Origin of the sequence: Parasedimentitalea huanghaiensis, assembly GCF_009753675.1 — a bacterium.
Classification (GTDB): domain Bacteria; phylum Pseudomonadota; class Alphaproteobacteria; order Rhodobacterales; family Rhodobacteraceae; genus Parasedimentitalea; species Parasedimentitalea huanghaiensis.
The window spans coordinates 76,613-90,440 of sequence record NZ_WQLV01000011.1; the positions used below are offsets into that span (position 1 = coordinate 76,613).

At 55.3% G+C, this 13,828-nt stretch carries 12 protein-coding genes; 10 read left to right on the forward strand and 2 right to left on the reverse strand.

Annotated features, from left to right (window positions below; genetic code table 11):
- Positions 1-102 precede the first annotated feature (102 nt).
- From GO984_RS16760 to mdoH, 4 genes are read left to right on the forward strand one after another with little or no spacing between them, the layout of a single operon-like run.
- Positions 103-1,467 (forward strand): tetratricopeptide repeat protein, encoded by a 1,365-nt coding sequence (locus GO984_RS16760; protein WP_157023764.1) that lies wholly within the window; start codon positions 103-105, stop codon positions 1,465-1,467.
- 21 nt (positions 1,468-1,488) lie between these two features.
- Entirely contained in the window at positions 1,489-2,757 is a 1,269-nt protein-coding gene (locus GO984_RS16765; RefSeq protein WP_157023765.1) for an OpgC family protein, read from the forward strand.
- On the forward strand, positions 2,754-4,262 hold the full coding sequence (locus GO984_RS16770) for an OpgD/OpgG family glucan biosynthesis protein (RefSeq protein ID WP_157023766.1): 1,509 nt from the start codon (positions 2,754-2,756) through the stop codon (positions 4,260-4,262). The genes GO984_RS16765 and GO984_RS16770 overlap by 4 nt, the downstream gene beginning before the upstream one ends.
- A complete protein-coding gene (gene mdoH / locus GO984_RS16775; protein WP_157023767.1) occupies positions 4,259-6,136 on the forward strand; it encodes a glucans biosynthesis glucosyltransferase MdoH in 1,878 nt (625 codons plus the stop codon). Before GO984_RS16770 ends, mdoH begins: the two co-directional genes overlap by 4 nt.
- Before the next feature lie 221 nt (positions 6,137-6,357).
- Here the strand turns inward: mdoH and GO984_RS16780 are convergent, their stop codons facing one another.
- Both GO984_RS16780 and GO984_RS16785 read right to left on the reverse strand, forming a co-directional pair.
- A complete protein-coding gene (locus GO984_RS16780; RefSeq protein ID WP_157023768.1) occupies positions 6,358-7,167 on the reverse strand; it encodes a CE1 family esterase in 810 nt (269 codons plus the stop codon).
- On the reverse strand, positions 7,164-7,625 hold the full coding sequence (locus GO984_RS16785) for a rhodanese-like domain-containing protein (RefSeq protein WP_138164123.1): 462 nt from the start codon (positions 7,623-7,625) through the stop codon (positions 7,164-7,166). Before GO984_RS16785 ends, GO984_RS16780 begins: the two co-directional genes overlap by 4 nt.
- A gap of 252 nt (positions 7,626-7,877) precedes the next feature.
- Between GO984_RS16785 and GO984_RS16790 the strand changes: the two genes are divergently transcribed.
- Genes GO984_RS16790 through GO984_RS16815 form a run of 6 tightly spaced genes read left to right on the forward strand, consistent with a single transcriptional unit; the run spans position 7,878 to position 13,781 of the window.
- Positions 7,878-10,736, forward strand: coding sequence for a monovalent cation/H+ antiporter subunit A (locus GO984_RS16790; RefSeq protein ID WP_167740383.1), 2,859 nt, complete (start codon positions 7,878-7,880; stop codon positions 10,734-10,736).
- Between the two features lie 2 nt (positions 10,737-10,738).
- Entirely contained in the window at positions 10,739-11,092 is a 354-nt protein-coding gene (locus tag GO984_RS16795) for a Na+/H+ antiporter subunit C (protein WP_138164121.1), read from the forward strand.
- Positions 11,089-12,645, forward strand: a complete 1,557-nt coding sequence (locus GO984_RS16800) for a monovalent cation/H+ antiporter subunit D (RefSeq protein WP_157023770.1) — start codon at positions 11,089-11,091, stop codon at positions 12,643-12,645. The genes GO984_RS16795 and GO984_RS16800 overlap by 4 nt, the downstream gene beginning before the upstream one ends.
- Positions 12,642-13,139 (forward strand): Na+/H+ antiporter subunit E, encoded by a 498-nt coding sequence (locus GO984_RS16805; protein WP_157023771.1) that lies wholly within the window; start codon positions 12,642-12,644, stop codon positions 13,137-13,139. The genes GO984_RS16800 and GO984_RS16805 overlap by 4 nt, the downstream gene beginning before the upstream one ends.
- Positions 13,136-13,405: a K+/H+ antiporter subunit F gene (locus GO984_RS16810; protein WP_138164118.1), complete on the forward strand. Its 270-nt coding sequence runs from the start codon at positions 13,136-13,138 to the stop codon at positions 13,403-13,405. Before GO984_RS16805 ends, GO984_RS16810 begins: the two co-directional genes overlap by 4 nt.
- A 7-nt stretch (positions 13,406-13,412) precedes the next feature.
- The gene (locus GO984_RS16815) at positions 13,413-13,781 is read left to right on the forward strand and encodes a Na+/H+ antiporter subunit G (RefSeq protein WP_157023772.1); all 369 of its coding nucleotides are present in this window, start codon (positions 13,413-13,415) and stop codon (positions 13,779-13,781) included.
- Positions 13,782-13,828 lie beyond the last annotated feature (47 nt).

Genomic DNA, 13,828 nt, shown 5'->3' on the forward strand with positions numbered 1-13,828 from the left:
CCCCTTCACCAATGCGAGAGCGGGCGTCGCCGGCAGCACAGCCATGATTTAAAGTTCTCTCAAACAATAGCAAAACCTGTATTCGCAAAGATGGGACCCATTATGATGCAAGATATCTTTGGACAAGACACCAGCCTGACAGAACAGTCTGCACTTCGCGACTGGAATTCCGTGCAGATGGGGGTTCTTGCCCATGCGGCCGCAACGCCGACACATCTAATGGCCCTATTGTCCGCAGAGCCAGGGTTTGCCTTGGGTCAGGCCTGCAAGGGTATGTTCTATTTGCTGTTAGGGCGCTCAGAGTTAATCAGCATAGCACAAGAGGCTCTTACCGCAGCTAAAGCAGGTTATGATAGTGCCCTCCCCCGTGAACGACTGTATATCGAAGCGTTAGAAATCTGGCTGTCCGGGCGGCCTTCGGGCGCCATCGCCAAAATGGAACACGTACTTCGCAACCACCCCGAAGATGCGCTGGCTATGAAATTGAGCCATTCGATCCGGTTTATCCTTGGCGATGCAGCGGGCATGCGGCGTTCCATTGAACGGGTCATGCCGTCATATGCCCCAGAACACCCCGGACGGGGGTATCTGCTCGGATGTCACGCCTTTGCTCTGGAAGAAACCGGATCGTATGAAAAAGCTGGGATTGCTGGGCGACAGGCGCTGTGGATGGCACCTGATGACGCATGGGGATTACATGCAGTTGCGCATGTACATGACATGACTGGCAATGCCTCAGCTGGGCTGGAATGGCTGCAAGGGCGAGAAGCGGCCTGGGCGCACTGCAACAATTTTCGCTACCACGTCTGGTGGCATAAGGCGCTGATGCATCTGGATTTGGGCCAGTTTGACCATGTGTTTGACCTGTATGATCACGAAGTGCGCAAAGACAAAACCGACGACTATCGCGACATTTCCAATGCCACCTCACTTCTGATGCGATTGCAACTTGACGGAATAAACGTCGGCAACCGTTGGGAAGAACTGTCAGAACTTTCGGCCAACCGAACCGAGGACGGCTGCTTGATATTTGCTGATCTGCATTATCTGTTGGCGCTGGTCGGTCACGACCAGCAAAGCGCCACCAACCGACTGGTGAAGCGTATCCATGCGGATGCGCAAAACCGTCCCGACGACATGGGACAACGCATGGCGGACCCAGGGTGCGCAATGGCGTCTGGCCTCGAAGCCTTTGGGGACGGTGATTATAACGGTGCTTTCAACCATCTATCTGGCGCCCACGGGTCGCTACAGCTGGCTGGGGGTAGCCATGCCCAACGTGATGTGTTTGAACGCATCACAATTGACGCAGGCCTGCGCGCCGGACGACTGGACGCAGTTGAAACACTCTTGGATGACCGCCGTGCAAAACGAGGTGGTGCTGAGGACAATTACGCATTGGCACGACGGAATTTGATTACCGCAGGTCGTGGCACTGATAGTGCACACAGCATGCCTGCAGAATAATTTGAAAGGCATGTAATTCAGATGGCCCCTCCACTGCCTCAGCCAGACCTTCAGGTTACCTCTCTGCCCAGCGCAGCCGCCAATCAGGCAGCGGCGCCGGTACAAACCCCCACTCGAAGTCGCGATCCAAGACTCGATTTTTATCGCGGCATCGCGATGTTCATCATTCTGACTGCCCATATCCCCGGCAACCGCTGGACCGGGTGGATTCCGGCCCGGTTTGGTTTCTCTGATGCCACCGAGATTTTTGTGTTTTGCTCAGGTATGGCCTCTGCAATTGCTTTCGGCGGGTCCTATTCCCGGCGTGGTTGGTTGATGGGATCTGCCCGTGTTGGTTTCCGTGTCTGGCAAGTATTTTGGGCCCATATCGGGTTGTTTTTCCTTATTGCCATGATGATGGCAGCGCTGGATACCTATGGCGGGTTTGAGAAAAACTATGTCAATTCACTAAACCTTGGACATTTCTTCAAAGACACGATGCCCCAACTCGTGGGGCTGTTCACCTTGACCTACGTGCCGAACTATTTTGACATTCTACCGATGTATCTGGTGGTCCTGGGGTTGATGCCACTGTTGATGGCTATGGAGAAAATTAGCCTATGGGCAGTGGCTGCAACCTCAATCGCGATCTGGCTGGCGGCCAATCCCTACGTCATTGGGCTGGGCCCAGACGGGCTGTCCTTGCCTGCTGAACCCTGGTCTGATCGTAAATGGTTTTTCAATCCATTTGGTTGGCAGCTGCTGTTCTTCACTGGCTTTGCCTTCATGAAAGGTTGGCTACCCAAGCCGCCTGTGACCAAATTTCTCATTACTGCGGCCATATGTTTTGTGGTGTTCTCGGCCCCGTTTGGTGCCTGGAAAGTATTCCGCTGGGTTGAAGTCTGGAATCAAGATCTGGCAGATACAATCCGCCCGGTCTGGTCACTGACCAGCGAATGGCGCAACAAAAGCGATTTCGGTCTTCTGCGGTTTATCCACTTTTTATCGTTGGCCTATCTGGGCTGGGTTATTGCTGGCGACGGAGGCAAGCGCTTGATCGCGTCTGGTCACTCCCTTGGGGCCCGGATCTGGGCTGTGTTGCTCAAACTGATCACCAAGGTTGGTCAACAGTCTCTGGCCGTGTTTGTGTTCTCGATGGCATTAGCCCGTCTGATCGGTTTCGCGCTGGATCAGACGGATCGCACGATCACCACCACCGCCATTGCGAACTTGCTTGGATATGGTCTGATTATTTTAGTCGCTTTTGCCGCTGCTTGGTTCAAGTCTCAACCCTGGAGGGCAAAGCGATGACCCCGTTGTCACGCCGCTCGTTTCTAGCTGCTGCTCTAGCCAGCACATCTGTCTTGGCAATGCCTGCCCATGCCACGGGAATTCCGGCATTTTCACGCGACACAGTGACCGCGCTTGCTCGTGAACTGGCCACCCGCAGCTATGCGCCACGGGCTAAGGTTCCTCAGGACTGGCTTGATATTTCTTATCAGGATTATCAGACAAGATGGTTCCGCAACAGTGACGCCCTGTGGGCGGGTACCCCAAGCAGCTATAATGTCGATTTTTTCCTGCCGGGGCTGTATTTCCCACGCGCGGTCCAGATCAATACGGTGGATAACAATACCTCTGAACTGGTGCCATTTGACCTGTCGCTATTCGACAAAACCGACAAGGCGCCGGACTTAAGCGAGAAGGGAAATCTGGGTTACTCAGGCCTTCGCTTGCGTACGGAGCTTGACCAGCCCGGACTAAAAAACGAGTTTTGCGTGTTTCAGGGGGCCAGCTATTTTAGAGCTATTGGTCTCGCCAATACCTACGGATTGTCCGCCCGCGGGTTGGCCCTTAAAACCGGTGACCCAATGGGAGAGGAGTTCCCGGAATTCATCGAATTCTGGCTGGAAACCCCTGCCCCCGGCCAGCGAAACATTGTGCTTCACGCACTGATGGACAGCCCGTCGGTAAGCGGGGCCTACCGGTTTGACATCCTGCCAGGCGAAAACTGCACAATGGATGTCGAGGCAACCCTGTTTGCCCGCAATGAGCTGACCCATGTAGGATTGGGGCCTCTGACTTCTATGTTCCTGTTTGACCAGACCAACCGTAACCATTTTGACGACTTTCGCCCTGCTGTGCACGACAGCGAAGGTTTGTTGATCCACAATGGCAACGGCGAGGTCTTATGGCGACAGCTCGCCAACCCCAAACATTTGCAAATCTCATCCTTCGTTGATGAGAACCCGTATGGCTTTGGTCTGATGCAGAGGTCCCGTAAGTTTTCCGACTTCGCGGACCTTGAGGCCAATTACCACAAGCGACCCTGCCTTTGGGTCGAACCCAAGGGCAACTGGGGCCAAGGCGCTGTGACCCTGGTCGAAATTCCAGCGGACCAGGAGATTTATGACAACATCGTCGCCTACTGGCGCCCGCGAGAGGCCTATGCCGCAGGAACGCAAGTGGATCTGTCTTACCGGCTTCACTGGGGGCATGAACCAGACCTGCATTTGCCACGCGTGATTAACACTGCGGCTGGCGCGCGAGTTTTTGGCACACCTGGTCGTATCGTGACACTGGATTTTGCCGATCACCCTTTGCTTGATGGCAACCCTGACGAATTCGACCTTCTTATCTCCTCTCCACATGTGGATACCAGCAAAGGGGTATTGCAACGCAACCCCGAAACAGGCGGCTTGAGGCTGGCGTTTTCATTTGAACCTGAGGAGAAAACCCTGGTGGAATTGCGGGCACAGCTCCGCAAAAACGGAGCCGCGGCCTCTGAGGTTTGGTTATACAGGTGGACCACATGAGCCGCCCAGCCCTGATGCCACCTGAGCAGCCACTTGCAATGCCCACTCAGGATTTTGCTACGCATTTTCACGACAGTGCGGCGCCAGATCAAAACGCTCCGCAGTCTGTCGCGCTGTGGCGTCTGCTGGCATTTTCTCCTGCCATGCTCGGCACTGGCCTGCTGACCTGGGTCATGCAGGACTGGTTTGCAGATGGCGGCTTTTCAGAGTTGGAAATCGTGCTTCTGGTGCTGATCGCGTTTAATTTTTTCTGGATCTGTTTCACCGTATCTACGGTGTTGCTGGGTCTGTACTCGCTGTCTCAACGCCCCAAGACTCGTCGCTTAGCCCCCGCCACCAAGATGAAGGTGGCATTGTTAATGCCAGTCTATAACGAGGTGCCGTGGTATGTTCTGGGAAATGCCCAAACCATGCTCGAAGAGCTGCGCAGGCGTGGCGGCGTACATGATTACGCCATGTTCATCCTATCTGACACCCGCGACGATGCAATTGCGGCGCAAGAGTTGATTTCAGTGAATGCGCTGCGTGCAATGCTGCCACCAGAGATCGAACTGTATTATCGCCGACGCGATCAAAACACCGACCGTAAGGTCGGCAATATTGCCGATTGGGTTGGTCGATGGGGCTCTGGGTATGAGGCCATGCTGGTGCTGGATGCAGACAGCCTGATGACCGGGCGTGCGATCACCAGATTGGCCAATGCACTGTCCCGGGATCCCGGCGCTGGGTTGATCCAAAGCTTTCCACAACTGATCGGAGCACAATCGGTGTTTGGTCGAATGCAACAATTTGCCAACGGCGTGCATGGCGCAGCACTGGCAGAAGGCTTGGCGCGTTGGGTCGGGCATGAAGGCAATTACTGGGGCCACAACGCCATCATCCGCACCCGCGCATTTGCGGCCTGCGCTGGTCTTCCCCATTTGCACAGCCGGTTAGGTCGTGGAAGTAAACTAATAATGAGCCATGATTTTGTAGAGGCTGGACTTTTACGTCGCGCGGGCTGGTCAGTTCGTTTTCTGCCCCGCATTCGCGGATCATACGAAGAAACTCCGCCAACGCTGATAGATCACATCCAACGTGATCGCCGCTGGTGCCAGGGAAACTTACAACATTTGAACCTGTTGGGTTCACGCGGGTTTCGAGCCATTTCCAGGTTCCACCTCCTGCACGGTGCGATTGGTTACCTTATGGCCCCTATTTGGTTTGCCCTTCTGGTGATCTGGGCCCTGATTGGTCGGGGCGAAGAGGCCTCGGTGCTGACCTATTTCAGCGAGGCCAATCCCCTGATGCCATCCTGGCCAGATATGAGCGAGCCACGCCATGTGCTGGTGATCCTGCTCATCTACGCCATGCTCCTCGCCCCCAAACTGCTAGCAATTGCAGCCCTGCCACTAACGGGTAGTCGCTTTGCTGACTATGGCGGGGCTGGCCCCTTTGCCTTGTCCTTTGTGTCTGAAATACTGTTGGCTATTCTCTATGCGCCTATTCTGATGGTGCAGCAGATGATTGCCGTAATCCGGACAACACTGGGGTTGCAACGAGGCTGGGCACCCCAAGCCCGGGATGGCGGGCAGTACAGTTGGCGTACTCTGATAATCTGTCATGCCCTGGAAACCATCAGCGGCATTGCGTTATGGGCAGGAATTCTAACTGGCATGGTCTCACTATGGCTGCTGCCAATTGCGCTATCTCTGGTGTTAGCGGTGCCATTGTCAGCTTTGTCCGGACTACCGGTTCTGCATCGGATCAATTTTTGGATGGGCACCCGCGAGGTGATCACCGAACCTCAGATAACCCGCACGGCCCGCACGCACAGAACCAGCCTTAGAAACATCCTCGAAGGTGGCAGCCCAAGTTCCAGCGCCGCAGAATAGCGGCTCATCAATGAAGGCTGACGGCCTAAGATTTCAAAGGCTCCCCACGGCAATGATAGATCCGACAGCACAGCAACCGTTGGCTGCTATGCTGTCGACCCAACCTAAGAAGTGGCGCGCGCCCTTATTTCAGGACGGGAAGATCAATTGGGTTTTTGGGTTCACTAAACCGGGGATCGAACGCCAAGTTGACCGAGTGACGCCTGTTCTAAACAGGAACGCTAATTCGCCTCAAACCAATCCAGCATCAAATCAGCCCACCCGTTAGGCACGGTATGCCCTCCCGGAAATAGCGCAAATTCAATGTCTGCGCCCTCTCCACACACCCAACGGCGGCGCAGGACAGTGCCGTCCTGCCAAGCCTTGTCGGGCGCATGGGTTTCACAGCCGTTGGTGTCGCGCCATAGTTCTAAACCAGCATTGATATCGCCCTGCTGGAACTGCTTTCCACCAAGGTAACGCCCCTCAAGCGGCACGGTTTTGTCCGCCCAGCCATGGGTATGAAACAACCGTACCGGCGCTGCACAACTTTCTGGCTGAGGTCGCCAGAACCCTCCTGAAATCGACGCATAGCCTTCAAAGTCGCCCGGGTTGGAACAGGCCAGATAGTTGACCATAAAGCCACCCGCCGAAAACCCCGCCAGAACAGTGTCCGTTTTCGACACGCCAAACCGATCGCCAGCGTCCGCCATGACATCGCGCAAAAAGGCGGCTTCGTCGCGCCCCTCCCACCCAGGAAAGAACACCCAGGACCGGTTGCCATTGCGCCGACGCGTGGCATTGGGCGCGATGACGGCGTAACCGCGCGCCTTTAGCGCATCGACCATTCTGGAATTGCCCATCGTGCCAGCACCTGACCCGCCATACCCGTGCAGGAACATCACCACCGGCACCGGTCGCTGCGCTCCTTCGGGTAAGGCGATATGGTATTCCCCACCGCTAATTTCGCAAATCCCTGGCTGGCCAGCGCAGTCGGCCGCCGCAGCGCCGGCCAAAGGTGTCAAGGCCAGAGCCAATGCTATGCATTTCATTGCTGCCACCGTGCAACCGGCAGGTTGCTGGCCACCCAACCCGGACCTGCGCGTGAGCCAAGCATGCCTTCCGGTATGTCAATGATATTGGTGAACCCAGCTTCACTCAACGCCAGCGTCATCCGCGCTGAACGTACGCCGCGTGCACAGATCAGCGCGATAGGAGCGGACAGGTCTTCGCTGGCTACTGCGGCGACCGCATCAATGAAATCTCGGCGCCGCATATCTATTTGATGCCCGCCAACCGGAACCCCAACAGTTTGCCATTCGAGGGGGGTGCGAATATCAACCAGAGTGATTTCACCCGACTGCGCCCGTTGATAGGCCTCTGCTACCGTCAGCCGTGGGCGGTCGTGATCCGGCGCCCGTCTGCTCCACCAAGTGCCAAATGCCACAACTGCAACCATTGCACTGCCACCAACCAATAGGCGGCGTCTGGAAAGGTGAAACTGCGACATGGGCTCTCCGGATCAACACTTTGAATTGCTTCGACCTAACATGTTCTGCGACACCGGTCAGAAAAAGCCTCTGACAAGGTCATCAAGTTCTTGTCAACGTCGCCAACCGACACCACTTAAGCAGCAGAATTCATCAAAACGTGGCGTGTCAGAAAAAATCAGCCCCTTCCAAGGGCTGCAAGGGCTGGCACAGAAGCCAAAAATTGCTTAGGCAACTATAACTTTGCCTTGCCCAAGCCCGGAGAACATCACGTGTCCCTGTTTCTGATTGCGGCCCTGCCTTTTCTTGGCGCGCTGTTTCCTGCGTTGCTGATCCGCGCCGGGCGAAATGCCGCTGCGGCTTCGGCTGGTTTCACCACGTTTCTGGCCTTTGTCGGCTTACTGCTAAACGCACCTGCTGTCCTTCGCGGTGAAGTGATACAGGCACGGCTGGACTGGTTGCCGGGCCTGGGGTTGAACACCAACTTCTTTCTCGACGGGTTGGGCTTACTGTTTGCCGGGCTGATATTGGGGATTGGCCTTCTTATCATCCTTTATGCACGGTTTTACCTGTCGCGTGAGGATCCGATGGGGCAGTTCTATACATATCTGCTGCTGTTTCAGGGCGCCATGGTCGGCATCGTCCTTTCCGACAACATCCTGCTCTTGCTGGTGTTCTGGGAACTCACCTCGCTCAGTTCTTTCCTGCTAATCGGTTACTGGAAGCATTTACCCGAAGGGCGTCAAGGCGCCCGCATGGCGCTTGCGGTAACTGGATCTGGTGGCCTGGCAATGATCGCTGGCATGCTAATTCTCGGCCATATCGTAGGTTCCTATGATCTTACTGTAATCTTGCAACACAAAGAGATGATCCAAGCTTCCCCGCTGTACCTGCCCGCGTTGATCTTGATCCTGATAGGCGCCTTTACCAAATCGGCGCAGTTTCCGTTCCACTTTTGGCTACCACACGCGATGGCCGCACCAACTCCGGTCTCCGCTTACTTACACTCGGCCACCATGGTGAAGGCTGGATTGTTCTTGATGGCGCGAATGTGGCCCGTGTTGGCCGGAACACCAGAATGGTTCTACATTGTTGCCACAACGGGCTTGATCACCATGGTGCTGGGGGCAGTGATTGCCCTGTTCAAAGATGATCTTAAGGCACTGCTTGCGTTTTCTACCGTCAGTCATCTAGGCCTGATCACCATGTTGCTGGGCTTTGGTACCAAGATCGCCGCGGTGGCAGCGGTGTTCCACATCATCAACCACGCCACCTTCAAAGCAGCGCTGTTCATGTCCGCAGGTATCATCGATCACGAAACCCATACCCGCGACATCAAACGTCTGGGTGGATTGCGGTTCCTGATGCCGATCACCTTTACCATCGCCTTAATTGCATGTCTGTCGATGGCAGGTCTGCCGCCTTTCAACGGTTTCTTATCCAAGGAAATGATGCTGGAAGAGGCCTTTCACACCAGCTGGATGGGATCTCCTTATTTCATCCCCGGTCTGGCTGTTTTTGCAGCCCTGTTTTCTGCGGCCTATTCATTCCGCTACATCGTCCATGTCTTCCTAGGACCCAAGCGCCACGACTATCCTGCCCATCCCCACGATCCTGGCACCGGGCTTTGGCTGGCCCCTGCCTTTTTGGTGTTCCTGGTGATCGCAATTGGCATCGGCTCCAACCACATCGTTGGACCACTGGTTTCAGTTGCCGCAGGTGCGGTGATTGGTGGTGAGTTGCCCTACTTCTCACTGAAACTGTGGCATGGGTTTACCCCAGCCCTGTGGATGTCATTGGCGGCGGTCACTGGTGGTCTGTTGTTGCTGTGGCTGCATCCTCGTCTGTCAAAGATGTGGAACGCAGCCCCACGACCGGAAGCCAAGGTGATTTTCGACTCTTTGCTTGGCACCCTGACCCGAGCCAGCCGTGGCGTAACAGACGCGCTGCACAACGGGTCAATCACCCGCTACTCTGCCATCATGGTGGCCTTCACAATCGCGATATCGCTGTATGCCTACCAGAGTGGTGTTGCGTCTGAGGCCACACGTGCCGTTCAACAAGCTGGCGCATTACCGGTGATAGGCTGGATTTGTCTGGTCTCCGCAACCGGGTTCATCGTGCTCAACCACCGCAACCGGTTGCTAGCATTGGTTCTCATTGGCGTGGTGGGTCTGATCGTTTCATTGTCGTTCAACTATCTTTCGGCCCCCGATCTAGCCCTGACCCAAATCTCGGTTGAGGTTGTTACAATCATTCTGATGTTGCTCGCTTTGAACTTCCTCCCAAAAGAAACGCCGGTCGAAAGCCCACTTGCCATTCGAGCACGGGACGCTGTTATTGCCATAGTTGCCGGTACCGGCGTTGGTGGATTGATCTACGCCCTGATGACCCGCGACTTCAGTGCACCTTCGATTTCGGAATTCCATCTCGCCAATTCATACAAAGGCGGTGGTGGCACCAATGTGGTCAACGTGATCCTTGTTGACTTCCGGGGGTATGATACTTTTGGCGAAATTATCGTGTTGGGTATTGCCGCACTGGTGATCTACGCCCTGACCGAAGCTATCCTTGGTTCAAAAGTACGAGCCTATTTGCTGAACCGCAAACCGGATTCACCTCAGGACGGCGACCCTCACCCCTTGATGATGGTGGTGGCTACACGTGTGATGATGCCATTGGCGCTGATGGTTGCAGCCTATATCTTCTTCCGCGGTCACAACCTGCCCGGCGGTGGTTTCATAGCCGGTCTGATCGCCGCAATCGCGATGCTAATGCAGTACATGGCCTCTGGCTTTAGCTGGGCAGCTGAACGGCAGAAGGTGTACTACCACGGCATTATTGGTTCAGGCGTTCTGATCGCTGCTGCCACCGGTATGGGTGCCTGGTTGGCCGGTCAGCCTTTCCTGACCAGCGCCTTTGGGTACCTGCACTGGGCGCCGCTGGAAGAGTTCGAATGGGCCACTGCTGCCCTGTTCGACCTCGGAGTTTTCCTCGCTGTGGTTGGAGCCGTGATGCTGACACTGGAAAGCCTCGCCCGCTTGGCTTGGCAGCCGGGAATGAACTCGGAACATGCCATGGATATCAACCCGGCCCGCGATGACGCGGCTAAACTGAAAGAGGAGGTCTGAGCATGGAGATCCTATTTGCTTCTGCTGTTGGCGTCCTGACTGCTGCAGGGATTTATCTGATCCTTCGCAAGCGTACGTTCCCGGTTATCCTGGGGCTGTCGCTACTGTCTTATGCGGTTAACGTGTTTTTATTTGCCACCGGCCGGTTGATGATCAACGCCCCACCGGTTTTGAACAAATATGCCGAAGTTGCCTATACTGACCCACTGCCACAGGCCTTGGTGCTGACGGCTATCGTGATTTCCTTTGGCATGACAGCTGTTGTGGTGATGATTGCGCTTGGCGCCTACTTGTCGGCCAAGGATGACCATATCGACATGATTGAAGATGCCGATGGTGCAGGAGACGACGCATGAACCACTTGCTGATTGCGCCCGTTGTGCTGCCCGCCATTGTTGCGCCCTTTATCATTATGGTGCTGCGCCATCATCTTAGCCTGCAACGGATATTCTCGCTCGCCTGTACCGTGGCCCTCCTTGCCATCACGCTGATTCTCGCAGTGCAAGCTGCCGATGGTACTGTTCAAGTCTATGAGCTGGGCAACTGGCCCGCGCCATTTGGTATTGTTCTGGTGCTGGATCGGCTGTCCGCCTTAATGTTGCTGCTGACATCCGGACTCGCGCTTGCGGTTGTTCTCTACGCGATCGGATCTGGTTGGGACGCTCGTGGTCGCCATTTTCACGCGCTGTTACAGTTCCAACTGATGGGCATTTTGGGCGCGTTTTTGACCGGTGACGCGTTCAACCTGTTTGTCTTCTTTGAGGTGTTGCTGATCGCGTCTTACGGATTGATGATCCACGGTGGCGGTGCCAAGCGGCTACAGGCTGGTGTGCAATATGTGGTCTACAACTTGCTTGGCTCCAGTCTTTTTTTGCTGGCGCTTGGCACCCTGTATGCTGTGACTGGCACCCTGAACATGGCTGATTTGGCTGTACGCGTAGCCGAGTTATCACCAGATGACACAGCTCTACTACGCGTGGGTGCGGTGATGCTGCTACTGGTGTTTGCCATCAAAGCCGCCGTTCTGCCACTGCACTTCTGGTTGCCTGCCTCTTATGCCTACGCTCCGCTTCCAGTGGCAGCCCTATTTGCAATCATGACCAAGGTCGGGGCCTATGCCATCTTGCGGATGTACACGCTGGTTTTTGGACCCGATGTAGCAGCCACGGCTGGCCTGGTTGGTGACTGGTTGCTACCTGCAGCCATGCTCACATTGGCCGTTGGAGCTCTTGGTGTTCTGGGATCGCGTGAAATAGGTCGACTGGTCGCTTTTGGAGCCATAACCTCGATGGGGACACTCTTGATTGCGGTGGCCCTGTTCACACCTCAGGCGACCGCGGCAGCCTTGTACTATACTGTACACTCCACTCTAGCCGCAGCGCTTCTCTTCCTTATTGCAGATCTTGTAATTGAACGCCGCGGCGGCGCCATCATCGCACAACGACCAATGGCGCAGACCGGGTTGATTGCAACCCTGTTCTTTGTCGGCGCCATCGCTATGGCTGGTATGCCCCCACTATCCGGCTTTGTCGGCAAGCTGCTGGTGATGGATGCGGCACGGGATCATGAGTTGGTCTGGTACATCTGGGCGGTTATTCTGGCAGGATCGTTGATCACCATCATCGGCCTGGCCCGTGCCGGGTCCGAGATATTCTGGAAAAGTCACGATGACAGCCACATCCGTGAAGCAGAACCAGAAATAGCTGATGACGATACACAAGTCCCTCCTGAGGAACCTGCGCCCAATGCCAGGGCGCTGCCGTTTGTCGCGTGCTTTGCCTTAGTTGGAAGCCTGGTCCTCCTGACTATATTCGCCGGCCCCATGATGGACTATACAACTGCCACTGCCGCACAGTTGTTTGACCCAAACATCTACATTGACGCCGTTCTGAGGAGGGCTGAGCAATGAAATTGCTGCAAAGACTGTTACCTCACCCAATTCTGACGCTGCTGCTGACCCTGACGTGGTTGCTGTTGGTGAACGGATTCTCGCTCAACTCGCTGGTGTTTGGATTTGGCCTAGGATTGGTGATCCCGTTTTTCACTCAACCGTTTTGGCCTGATCGCCCCCGTTTGGTCAAACCGCTGAAGGTCATCCAGTATATTCTGCTGGTGCTTTACGATATCGTGGTGGCCAATGTGGTGGTGGCCAAGATTGTGGTGTTTAAGTCCAACGCCAACCGCCAGCCCAACTGGGTTACAATCCCACTGGACCTGCGCACCCCCGAAGCCATCACAACACTGGCTGGGACCATCACCATGACGCCCGGTACCCTGACCGCTGATGTCTCAGCCGAGGGGCACGCCCTGCTGGTGCATTGCCTCGACGCCCCAGACCCCGAAGCTGTGCGTGACGATATCAAACAGCGCTACGAGCGCCGCCTGATGGAGATTTTCGAATGATCCTTTATGCCGCCATATTCGCCTTTGGCTGTTTTGCACTGGCCATTCTGATGAACCTTTGGAAGGTGTTGTTTGCTGATGCAATCGCCGACCGTATTCTGGCTTTGGACACCATGTTCATCAACGCCATCGCCCTGATGGTGCTCTATGGTATCGCCCTGGGCACCGGGATCTATTTTGAAGCGGCAATGATTGTTGCCATGCTTGGCTTTGTTTCAACGGTTGCATACGCGCGTTTCATCCTGCGCGGCAACATCATCGAGTGAGACCGACATGGAACAGTTTTTCGAACTGCTGATCACCGCATTCCTGATCATGGCTGGTCTGTTTGGACTGGTTGGCTCGTTTGGCCTTCTAAAGTTGAATGACGCGATGTCACGGCTGCATGCCCCCACCAAGGCGACCACGTTGGGGGTTGGCGGCGTTCTACTCGCTTCAATGGCCAATGCCTATGCAAACGGGCCGTACTTGTCGGTGCATGAACTGATGATCACCCTCTTCCTGCTACTGACAGCCCCTATTACGGCGAATTTCATTGCCAAGGTGCATATCCACCAGAGGGAAAGTCGCAATAGCTTGCCAACAGCGGGTGAAGACGGAGCCTGGGCAACTAAAAACCTGCCAGACACAGACGAGGGTTAAGCGGTTACACCGGCGAATTCCACATGACAACCCAAGCATACACTGCG

What these genes read in the sequence shown, in the direction of transcription:
- GO984_RS16815 (WP_157023772.1), top strand. Translation starts at nt 13,413, where the DNA reads ATGGAACAGTTTTTCGAACTGCTGATCACCGCATTCCTGATCATGGCT.
- GO984_RS16795 (WP_138164121.1), top strand. Translation starts at nt 10,739, where the DNA reads ATGGAGATCCTATTTGCTTCTGCTGTTGGCGTCCTGACTGCTGCAGGG.
- GO984_RS16800 (WP_157023770.1), top strand. Translation starts at nt 11,089, where the DNA reads ATGAACCACTTGCTGATTGCGCCCGTTGTGCTGCCCGCCATTGTTGCG.
- GO984_RS16810 (WP_138164118.1), top strand. Translation starts at nt 13,136, where the DNA reads ATGATCCTTTATGCCGCCATATTCGCCTTTGGCTGTTTTGCACTGGCC.
- mdoH (WP_157023767.1), top strand. Translation starts at nt 4,259, where the DNA reads ATGAGCCGCCCAGCCCTGATGCCACCTGAGCAGCCACTTGCAATGCCC.
- GO984_RS16765 (WP_157023765.1), top strand. Translation starts at nt 1,489, where the DNA reads ATGGCCCCTCCACTGCCTCAGCCAGACCTTCAGGTTACCTCTCTGCCC.
- GO984_RS16785 (WP_138164123.1), bottom strand. Translation starts at nt 7,625, where the DNA reads ATGTCGCAGTTTCACCTTTCCAGACGCCGCCTATTGGTTGGTGGCAGT.
- GO984_RS16805 (WP_157023771.1), top strand. Translation starts at nt 12,642, where the DNA reads ATGAAATTGCTGCAAAGACTGTTACCTCACCCAATTCTGACGCTGCTG.
- GO984_RS16770 (WP_157023766.1), top strand. Translation starts at nt 2,754, where the DNA reads ATGACCCCGTTGTCACGCCGCTCGTTTCTAGCTGCTGCTCTAGCCAGC.
- GO984_RS16780 (WP_157023768.1), bottom strand. Translation starts at nt 7,167, where the DNA reads ATGAAATGCATAGCATTGGCTCTGGCCTTGACACCTTTGGCCGGCGCT.
- GO984_RS16760 (WP_157023764.1), top strand. Translation starts at nt 103, where the DNA reads ATGATGCAAGATATCTTTGGACAAGACACCAGCCTGACAGAACAGTCT.